At 73.8% G+C, this 9,351-nt stretch carries 8 protein-coding genes; 3 read left to right on the forward strand and 5 right to left on the reverse strand.

The features are described from left to right. Window positions 1–908 (forward strand): nitrilase-related carbon-nitrogen hydrolase (locus ABZ914_RS39630; protein WP_500199680.1); only part of this gene is annotated, 908 nt, incomplete at its 5' end. A 1,005-nt stretch (window positions 909–1,913) separates the two neighbouring features. Here the strand turns inward: ABZ914_RS39630 and ABZ914_RS39635 are convergent. Beyond that, window positions 1,914–2,357, reverse strand: a complete 444-nt coding sequence (locus tag ABZ914_RS39635; RefSeq protein ID WP_500199681.1) for a protein-tyrosine phosphatase family protein — start codon at window positions 2,355–2,357, stop codon at window positions 1,914–1,916. Between the two features lie 156 nt (window positions 2,358–2,513). Between ABZ914_RS39635 and ABZ914_RS39640 the strand changes: the two genes are divergently transcribed. Then, window positions 2,514–3,023 carry a mycothiol transferase gene (locus tag ABZ914_RS39640; protein WP_500199683.1) on the forward strand — a complete coding sequence of 170 codons (510 nt, stop codon included), beginning with the start codon at window positions 2,514–2,516 and terminating at the stop codon, window positions 3,021–3,023. Between the two features lie 59 nt (window positions 3,024–3,082). Here ABZ914_RS39640 and ABZ914_RS39645 read toward each other — a convergent pair whose 3' ends face one another. The 4 genes from ABZ914_RS39645 to ABZ914_RS39660 all read right to left on the reverse strand — a co-directional run bounded on the left by ABZ914_RS39645 (window position 3,083) and on the right by ABZ914_RS39660 (window position 7,699). Then, window positions 3,083–4,270, reverse strand: coding sequence for a L,D-transpeptidase (locus tag ABZ914_RS39645; protein ID WP_500199685.1), 1,188 nt, complete (start codon window positions 4,268–4,270; stop codon window positions 3,083–3,085). A 219-nt stretch (window positions 4,271–4,489) separates the two neighbouring features. Next, a complete protein-coding gene (locus ABZ914_RS39650) occupies window positions 4,490–5,662 on the reverse strand; it encodes an Ig-like domain-containing protein (protein WP_190854367.1) in 1,173 nt (390 codons plus the stop codon). 143 nt (window positions 5,663–5,805) lie between these two features. Further along, the gene (locus ABZ914_RS39655; RefSeq protein WP_347256597.1) at window positions 5,806–6,594 is read right to left on the reverse strand and encodes a VC0807 family protein; all 789 of its coding nucleotides are present in this window, start codon (window positions 6,592–6,594) and stop codon (window positions 5,806–5,808) included. Window positions 6,595–6,772: 178 nt separating this feature from the next. Then, the gene (locus ABZ914_RS39660) at window positions 6,773–7,699 is read right to left on the reverse strand and encodes a LysR family transcriptional regulator (protein ID WP_190854369.1); all 927 of its coding nucleotides are present in this window, start codon (window positions 7,697–7,699) and stop codon (window positions 6,773–6,775) included. A 281-nt stretch (window positions 7,700–7,980) separates the two neighbouring features. Between ABZ914_RS39660 and ABZ914_RS39665 the strand changes: the two genes are divergently transcribed. Continuing rightward, window positions 7,981–9,282 carry a pyridoxal phosphate-dependent aminotransferase gene (locus ABZ914_RS39665; protein WP_500199686.1) on the forward strand — a complete coding sequence of 434 codons (1,302 nt, stop codon included), beginning with the start codon at window positions 7,981–7,983 and terminating at the stop codon, window positions 9,280–9,282. Window positions 9,283–9,351: the final 69 nt, after the last annotated feature.

Below are 9,351 nucleotides of genomic sequence, written 5' to 3' on the forward strand. Positions count from 1 at the left end.
GGCGATGGCGGGTGCTGCTCGCCGGCGCGCTCGTCCTCGTCCTCCCGCTGGCCTACGGCGGCTGGCGGCTCCGGCAGCCCCACGACCCGTCGCGGGCGGCCGTCACCCTGCTCGACACCGACCGTCCCGACGACACGATCGACCTCGCCACGCCGCAGGGCCGCGAGCTGCTGAGCCGCTACCTCGCCGCGATCCGCGCGACGCCGCCCGCCGGCACGGTCGTCCTGCCGGAGAAGACCTTCGCCGCGGACGAGGCGACCCTGCCCGCGCTCACCGGGCCGCTGGGGCGGCTCGCCGCCGAACGCCGCGAGGACATCGTCGTCGGGCTCGTCCTGACGACCGGGGGAACCGCGCGCAACGTCGCACTCGGGATCCGCGCGGACGGCGGCGCGCCCGTCCGCTACGCCAAGCGGCACCTGATCCCCGGGCTGGAGGACGGCCTGGCGCCGGGCTCGGAGTTCGCGTTCCTGTCCCCCGGCCGCGGCCTCGCCGTCTGCAAGGACCTGGACTTCCCTGGTCTCGTCCGGGGCTACCGGGCCCGCGGCGCGACGGTGCTGTACGCGCCCGCGTGGGACTTCACCGGCGACGGGCGGCTGCACGGGCGGATGGCGCTCGTCCGCGGCGTCGAGAGCGGGCTGACCGTCGCGCGGGCGGCGCGGGCCGGGACGCTCCTGGTCAGCGACCCCTACGGCCGGGTCCTCGCGGGGCGCGCCACCGGCGGGGCCGGGTTCGCCTCCGTCACCGCGACGCTCCCGGCGGGCGGCGTCCGCACCGTCTACTCGCGTTTCGGCGACTGGTTCGCCTGGCTCTGCGTGCTGCTCGTCGCCGGGGCGTCCGGGACGAGCCTCATGTATCGCAGGTGCGCGGCGGACGCGGCGAGGGCGACCGCCGACCCGATGACGGCGTAGCCCGCCAGCACGCCGAGGGCCTGCGCCGTCGCGTGGCCGGAGAAGTAGACGGTGTTGCGGACGGCGGTGGTCCCCGCGCCCGTCGGCAGCCAGTCCCCGATGGCCCGCCAGAACGTCGGCAGGAGGGTCATCGGGTAGGCGCCGCCCGCGCTGGGGTTGCCGAGGACGACGAACAGCAGGATCGCCAGCCCGATGCCGATCATGCCGAGCAGGATCTGGAACGCGACGGTCGTCGCGGCGGCGGCCATGACGACCAGCGCGCCGATGCCCCACAGCTCCCAGAAGTGCCCGTTCAGGGCGCCGAGGACCGGCCCGGCGATGATCGCCCCGCCGAGCCCGGACACGATCGCGTACAGCGCGAGCGAGCCCAGCCGGATGACCGTGCGGCGCAGGTTCGCCGGGCGCGCGCCGCCGGCGACGCCGAGGATCGCCGCCGCCAGGTAGCCGCCCACCATCCAGCCGATGACCAGGTAGAACGACGACAGGCCGCGGCCGTCCCCGGCGGCCGGCGGGCGGATGTCGACGGTCCGCACCTGCCGGTGCCGGGACTGCTCGATCCCGGCCGCGATCTGCTGGGTGGTGCTGGACACGGCGGGGCCGCTCGCGGACGCCACCAGCAGCGTGTCGGTGCCGCCGCGCGGGGCGACGACGATCGCGGCGTCCACCGTCCGGTCCAGGATCAGCTGCCGGGCCCGCTGCTCGCTGGGCGCGGTGCGGGCCTCGAGCGGGTCGCCCTTCAGCGCGTTCAGCTGCGCGGCGACCTGCCCCGCCGCCTGCCCGGGCGCGACGACCGCGACCGGGATGCGGTGCGGGGTCGGCGAGTGGAACGCGCCGATGTAGGACAGGATGAACGCCAGCTGCAGGATCAGCACGCCCACGACGAGGCTGAACGAGCGCAGCGTCACCGCGTCGCGGAGTTCCGCGGCGAAGCCGCGGTCGGGCGCGGCCCCGCTCCGGCCGGTCGCGGGTGTGCTCATGCCGGGACAGGTACCCGCTCAGCGGGGGCTACTCCAGGGGGAAGCGCAGCACCCAGCGCCGCTGCCAGGGCGTCTCGACCGCTTTGCGGTGATAGTTCGCTCTGGTCCAGGCGACGGCGCGGTCCGCCGGCACCCCGGACAGCACCGCCAGGCAGGCCATCACCGTGCCGGTGCGGCCGACGCCGCCGCCGCAGGCGACCTCGACCCGCTCGCCGGCGGCGGCCCGCGCGTGCAGGTCCCGGATCAGCGCGACGGCGCCCTCCCGGTCGCGGGGCAGCAGGAAGTCCGGCCAGTCGATCCACACGTGCGGCCAGGCCAGCGCGGCGTCGTGGCGGCCGCGGAGCCGGTCTGAACCGAGGTACAGGCCGTAGTCGGGCGCGGCGCCGCCCGGCGCGGGCCGGCGCAGCCCCCGGCCCCTGACGAGCAGGCCGCCCGGCAGTTCGGTCGCGTCTTCGAGGCGTGTGCTCACCATCGCCCCATCCTCGCGCGGCCCCGCCGCCCCGCACCCCGTGCTCCGCTCTCAGCGGACGCCCTCCGCTCTGAGCGGACGCCCTCCGCGTTCGGCGGGCGCCCCCGCATCGAGCGGGCGCCCCGCATCGAGCGGACGCGCACGGGTAGCGTCGGGGAAATGACCAGTGCGCAACTGCTCGCCGACGCCTTCGACCGCATCCAGGAGGTCGTCCGGGACGCCGTGGACGGCCTCACCCCGGACCAGCTCGTCCTCCGCCCCGACGCCGAGGCCAACACGATCGCCTGGCTCGTCTGGCACCTCACCCGCGTCCAGGACGACCACGTCGCCGACGCCGCCGGCAGCGAACAGATCTGGACGTCCGGCGGCTGGGCGGACCGGTTCGCGCTGCCGCTCGCGACGGCCGAGACCGGCTACGGCCACGACCCGGGGCAGGTCGCGGCCGTCCGCGTCGACTCCGCGGACCTGCTCACCGGCTACCACGACGCGGTGCACGACCGGACCGTCGAGTACGTCGGCACGCTGACCGACAAGGACCTCGAACGGATCGTCGACACGGCCTGGGACCCGCCCGTGACGCTCGCGGTGCGGCTGATCAGCGTGATCTCCGACGATCTCCAGCACGCCGGGCAGGCCGCCTACGTCCGGGGCCTGATCGAGCGCGCCTGAAAAGCGCGAGCGGCGCCCCCCGAGCGGGGGGCGCCGCCACGACGCGTCTCGGCGCGCCGTCAGCCGGTGGTGACGGTGCGGTCCAGGGCGCTGCCCTTCACCCACTTCTTCCAGGACATCTGGTAGAAGCCCCAGCCGTTGTCCGGCTCCAGCCTGCGGCTGGTGCCGGTGATGATCACCGGGTCGCCGCGGTAGGAGAAGTTGTAGAACCAGCGGGCGGCGGAGGGCGGGGAGTTGACGCAGCCGTGGCTGACGTTCTGGTGGCCCTGCGCCCACACCGTCGAGGCCATCGAGTGGATGTACTCGCCGCTGTTGGAGATCCGCACCGCGAACGGGATGACCTCCTTGTAGCCGCCCGGCTCGTCCGGCTTCACGCCCATCCACTCCGACGTCATGATCGCCGGATTCTCCTTGCCCATGGTCAGGTGGATGCCGCTGGTGGTGGCGTAGGTGTCCACGCCGTTGACCACGCGGCCGCCCCGGCCGGCGCTGATCGGCCAGCTCTTGACCTTCCTGCCGTTCTTGGTGACGGTCAGGTGGTGGGTCTTCGTGCTCGCCTTGATGATGTGCGCGTCACCGATGGTGAACTTGCGGCTGAAGTCGGTCATGCCGTAGGTCTTCTTGCCCGACTTCACGCCCGCCAGCTTGGCGGTGAAGGTGACCTTCTGGTTGGGCTGCCAGTAGTGCCCGTTCTCCGTCCGGAAGATCACCTGGGTGTCGCCGACCCAGCGCCAGGCGCCGGTGGCGGGCTTGGTCGATTTGACCTCGAGGGCCTGCTCGACGGCCTTCTTGTCGCCGACCGGGCGGTTGAAGGTGACGATGATCGGCATTCCGACGCCGACCTTCTCCCCCTTCGTCGGCGAGACGTCGGCGATGTCCAGCTCGTTGGCCGCCTTCAGCGTCGTGAAGGTGGAGTTGACGGTGGCCGACTTGCCCTTGGGGCCGACGGCGACCGCGGAGACCTGGTACTGCGAGCCGGGACGCAGCGTGCGCGACTTCCAGCTCTTCTTGTCGGCGGCCATCGCCCCGTCCACCGGCTTGCCCTTGCGGGTGACGGTGACCTGCTGCAGCGTGCCGCCCGCCGCCGTGACGGTGACGCCCGCCTCCGGCGCCGCCTTCCCGTTGCCGTTGCCCGGGTTGATCGTCACCTGCGGAGCGGCGGAGTCGCCCTGCTCGCCCACCGGGACGCCGTGCTCCTTCTCGCCGCCCGAGCAGGCGGTCGTGAGGAGCAGCACGGCCCCCGCCATCCCCGCACCGGCCCGGACACCCGCGGAAACCCTCCGCTGCACCTCAACCTCCAGAACCCCGCCGTCTATCTCAGTGACATTAGCGACAAATTTGGGTGATGACGCCATGACCCGGGGTTTTGGCGGCAGTCCGAGATCAAAGCGTTGCAAGCGGACACGGTCCGTAGTTCGGGCCGCGCGGCGCGGCGCCCGGAACCGCTATCGGGCGGGAAGGCGCGGTCAGCCAAGGGCGCTGCCCTCCTTCCACTTGGCGAAGGGCAGCTGCCAGAAACTCCAGCCGTTGTCCCATTCGACCTCGCGGTTCGAGCCGGTGAGCTTGAGCACATCGCCGCGCTGGGCGATGCCGTAGAACCAGGCGGCGTCGGACGGGCTGACGTTCAGGCAGCCGTGGCTGACGTTCGCCGAGCCCTGCGACCCCACCGACCAGGGCGCCGAGTGGACGTACTCGCCGCTGTCGGAGAACCGCACCGCATTGTCGACGACCTGCTGGTAATAGCCCGGGTCGCCCGGCTGACGGCCCGGCGAGGTCATCGTGACGGGGTTGCCCTTGTCCATCAGCAGGTGCACGCCGCTGGTGGTGGTGAACTCCCGCGTCTCGCCGTTGCCCGCGCTGAACGGGACCGTCCGCAGCTTCCGGCCGTCCCGCGTGACCGTCATGTGGTGGCCGCCGATGTCGCCGGTGGTGATCTGCGCGGCGCCGATGGTGATCGTCTCGGCGACGTCCGCGGCGCCGTAGACGCCGCCTCCGGCGTTCACGCCCGCCAGGTCCGCCCGGAACCGGACGGTCTGGTGGGGCTGCCAGTACGTCTTCGTCCGGTAGACGACCTGGTCGGACCCGATCCAGCGCCAGGCTCCCTCGACCGGCTTGTCCGGGGTGACGTGCAGGGCCCTCTCCACGGCGGCCTTGTCGGCGACCGGCCGGTCGAACCGCAGCATGATCGGCATCCCGACGCCGACCTTCTCCCCGGGCAGGTTCGGCGTGACGTCGCTGATCGACAGCGTCCGCTCCGGGGTCAGCACGGTGAACGCGCTGGTCACGGTGCGGAGCTTCCCTCCGCTCTTGGCCTGCGCCGTCACGGTGTAGGACGCGCCGGGCGTCATCGTGCGGGTGGAGTGCCACGTCTTGCGGTTCCCCGCGAGCTCGCCCGTGACGGCCGAGCCCTTGCTGCCCTGGACGGCGACCTTCGCCAGCTTGCCGCCGGACGCCTTCACCCGGATCACCGCGTCCGGTGCGACCCGCTGCGTCCCGCTCGCCGGCGTGATCGTCACCGTGGTGTCGGACTCGCCCGCCGACAGCACACCCGTGCCGCCGATGCCGCATCCGGCCGCGAGCAGCGCCACGGCGCCCGCTCCGCCCGCCGCCGCCACTGCCGGCCGCCCCTTGATCGCCACGAAACTCCCCCAGTCCCAAGACTCACCCTGCTTCGGCGAATGCCTGTGCAAAGAAAGATGGTCCGGGACCCGGAAAAGTTCGGGCCGGGATCAGGGAATCGCAGCTCAGGGCCGTCGGAGCGGCCGGAGCGGCCGGAAGCGGGTCAGGCCGCGGGGGCGGGCTCGCGGTTGATGTGCCGCAGGAGCCGCTTGAAGCCCAGTACCGAGACGCCGACGCCCAGCGCGCCGAGCCCGGCGACGATGCTGGTGCGCAGCCACAGGTAGGTGCCGATCGACTCGTTGAACAGCATCCAGAGGCTGAGCGCGACGTTGACGAACAGCACCATCGACCACAGCAGCGAGATCCGCAGGAAGAACTGGTGCACCTTGTCGTGCCGGAAGAACGCCTCGGGGATCGGCACCATGTCGCGGGCGAGCTTCATCGCCAGCGGCCGCCGCAGCGGGACGGACGCGAGGAAGGCCATGCTCACCATCAGCGTGCCGAGCGTCGGCTGCAGGAAGTAGACGACCGCGCTGTGCGTGGCCGCCGCCAGGGCCGCGCGCACGGTCACGCCGACCGCGGCCAGCATCAGCATCCCGGAGACGGGGTGCCCGCGCAGGTAGCGGAAGACGATCCCCCCGTACACCCAGGCGACCGCCGCGGCGAGGGCGCCGTTCAGCCCCAGCAGCGCCAGGGCGGCGTAGAACACCGCGACGGGCGCGACCACGCCCTCGGCGAAGCGCGGCAGCGCGTGCAGGAGCAGCGCCCGGATCCGCGGCAGTTCGAAGTGGTGCCCGCCGCCCTCGGCGACCACGGCCGCGGCCGTGGCGCCCGAGGGCCCGGCCGCCGAGACGGCCGGCGTCGTCGCTGGTGGTTCCATCGAGTGCTGCGCTCCCCGATCGGTGTGCATGGACTGCTGCATGGCCTGGGACGGCGTCACGATTCGCACCACCGTACGTGATGATCCGCGTGCGTCCTCCCGTTTTGACGAACCTGGAGGCGTCCGTGTTCAGGCCGTCCGCCGGATTGCTCTCTCATCTGCGACTTCCCAGCACAGCGCGATCTATTGAGGTGATTTGTCTCTTAGTTCGGATTTGTCCCGCAGTTGGCCGAGCCGCGGCCGGAACCGGTCAGGACTCCGGCGCGGCGGGCTGGGCCTCCCGGGCGGCGGCGTAGATCGCCCGCAGCGTCACCGCCACCGACGGCCGGCGCACGCTCGCCCGCCGCGTCACCGCGTACACCTCCCTGGCCAGCGTGCATTCGGGGATCCGGCGGACCGCCACGCCCTGGTCGCCGGCGGCCAGCGCCAGCGCGGGCACGGCGGTGATGCCGATCCCCCGCGCCACCAGGCTGAGGATCGTGTGGAGCCCCTCGAACTCCCAGGGGACGGGCCGCGCGCCCCCCACGGTGTCCAGCAGCCGCTCGACGGCCTGCCGGGACGGCTCCCCCGGGGGCGCCGCCATCCACGGCTCGTTCCGCAGCATCTGCAGCTCCACGGGGCGGTCCGGGTCCGACATCGGGTGCCCGTCCGGGACGACCAGGACGAGCGGGTCGCGGCGCAGGTGGAAGAACTCCAGCACCGCCGGGGACTGGTCGGGGACCTTGCCCGTCCAGTCGTCGATCAGCGCGATGTCGACCTCGCCGTTCTGGACCTGGCGGATGCCGTCCCCCGGGCGGGTCTGCCGCAGCACGAAGGTCAGCCCGGGATGGTCGCCGAGGCTGTGCGCCAGCGCGGGCGCGAAGGCGACGGCGGCGGTCGGGAAGGCCGTGACCACCACCCGGCCCATGGGGGTGTCGGACTGCGCGGACAGCTCCGCCTCCGCGGTCTCCACCAGGCTCAGGATCTCCTCGGCGCGCGCGGCCAGGCGCCGTCCGGCGTCGGTCAGCTCCGCGCTGCGGGCCGTCCGGTCCAGCAGCGGGATGCGCGCCTCCCGTTCCAGCGCGGCCAGCTGCTGGGAGACGGCCGACGGCGTGTAGCCGAGCGCGGCGGCGGTCGCGGCGATGCTGCCGCGGCGGGCGAATTCGGCGAGCAGCCGCAGGCGGCGCAGTTCCAGCATCAGCTCAGCTTACGGTCACCATCGCCGAGACTCGCTTGTGATGATGCTGAATGCGGGAAAGCATGAAGCGAACCCGGCCGGGTCACGCAGGGGGATCTTTCCGACACCCACCGTTATTTCGCCATGCCTTTGGAGCGTCGATGCATGCCCAGAACCCGCCCACGCACGATCGCCCGGCCGGCCGCCCGACCAGTCCCTCCGATCCCGTCCCCTCCGCCCTTAGCCCCTCCGGCCCCTCCGCTCCCTCCGTCCCGTCGACGGCGGGCGGCCCGGCCCGGCCGGTGTCGTTCGCGCCGCGCGCCGTCCCGCTGTCGCCGACGCTCGCGGTGAACGAGGCGCTCGCCCGCAAGCGCCGCGAGGGAGTGCGGGTGCTGCCCCTCGGTTTCGGCGAGGCGGGCATACCGATCCATCCCGCGCTGACCCGCGAGCTCGCCTCCGCCTCGGGACGCGGCGGCTACGGCCCGGTGGCCGGGTCGGCCGCCCTGCGCGCGGCGGCGGCGGGGTACTGGGGGCGGCGGGGACTGCCGACCGATCCGTCCGCCGTCGTGTGCGGCCCCGGCAGCAAGCCGCTGCTGTTCGCGTTGCTGATGGCGATCGGCGGGGACGTGGTGGTGGCCGCGCCGAGCTGGGTGAGCTACGCCGCGCAGGCGCCGCTGGCCGGAGTCCGGCCGATCCGGGTGGCGACCCCGCCGGGCGAGGGCGGGGTGCCGAGTCCCGCGCTGCTCGCCGACGCGGTGGTGCGCGCGCGGGCCGCCGGACGCACGGTCCGGGCGGTGATCGTCACGCTGCCGGACAACCCGACCGGCACGCTCGCCTCCGAGGAGACCGTCCGCCGGCTCTGCTCGGCCGCGCGCGACCTCGACCTCGTGATCGTGTCCGACGAGATCTACCGCGACCTCGTGCACGACCGCGGCCGCGCGGTGCCGGCCCCCGCCCGGTACGCGCCGGAGCGGACGGTGGTGACCACCGCGCTGAGCAAGAGCCTGGCGGCCGGCGGCTGGCGGCTCGGGGTGGCGCGGCTGCCGGACGGCCCGTTCGGCGCGGCGCTGCGCGCCTCGGTGCTCGGGATCGCCAGCGAGGTCTGGTCCAGCGCGCCGGCCCCGGTGCAGCACGCCGCCGCGTACGCGTTCGCCGAGCCGCCGGAGCTGGTCGAGCACGTCGACCGCAGCCGGCGGCTGCACGGGGCGGTCACCCGCGCGGTCGCGGCCCGGTTCGCCGCGGCGGGCGCCCGGGTGCCGGCCCCGCAGGGCGCGTTCTACGTCTACCCCGACCTCGACCCGCTCCGTGACGCGCTGCTCCGCGGGCACGGGGTGAGGACGTCCGTGGAGCTGTCCGAGCTGCTCCTGGAGCGCTACGGGGTGGGGGTGCTGCCCGGCAGCTCGTTCGGCGAGCCGCCCGTGGCGCTGCGCCTGCGGGTCGCGCCGAGCCTGCTGTACGGGGAGACCGACGAGCAGCGGCTCGCCGCGCTCGCCTCCCCCGACCCGGCGTCGCTGCCCTGGATCGCGGGCGGCCTGGACCGCCTTTCCGACGTGCTCGCCGATCTGCGGGAGAGCGCGCGGGCCGGGCAGGCGGCGCTCGCCTGACACGATCCGCGTCCGCCTCGCGGAAGGGACGCGGGCACAAAGGAAGAGGGCGGCGCAGGAACGCCGCGG

It is taken from the genome of Spirillospora sp. NPDC046719, from assembly GCF_040645715.1.
Lineage (GTDB): Bacteria > Actinomycetota > Actinomycetes > Streptosporangiales > Streptosporangiaceae > Spirillospora.

What these genes read in the sequence shown, in the direction of transcription:
- ABZ914_RS39635 (WP_500199681.1), bottom strand. Translation starts at nt 2,357, where the DNA reads ATGGTGAGCACACGCCTCGAAGACGCGACCGAACTGCCGGGCGGCCTG.
- ABZ914_RS39640 (WP_500199683.1), top strand. Translation starts at nt 2,514, where the DNA reads ATGACCAGTGCGCAACTGCTCGCCGACGCCTTCGACCGCATCCAGGAG.
- ABZ914_RS39645 (WP_500199685.1), bottom strand. Translation starts at nt 4,270, where the DNA reads ATGGCGGGGGCCGTGCTGCTCCTCACGACCGCCTGCTCGGGCGGCGAG.
- ABZ914_RS39660 (WP_190854369.1), bottom strand. Translation starts at nt 7,699, where the DNA reads ATGCTGGAACTGCGCCGCCTGCGGCTGCTCGCCGAATTCGCCCGCCGC.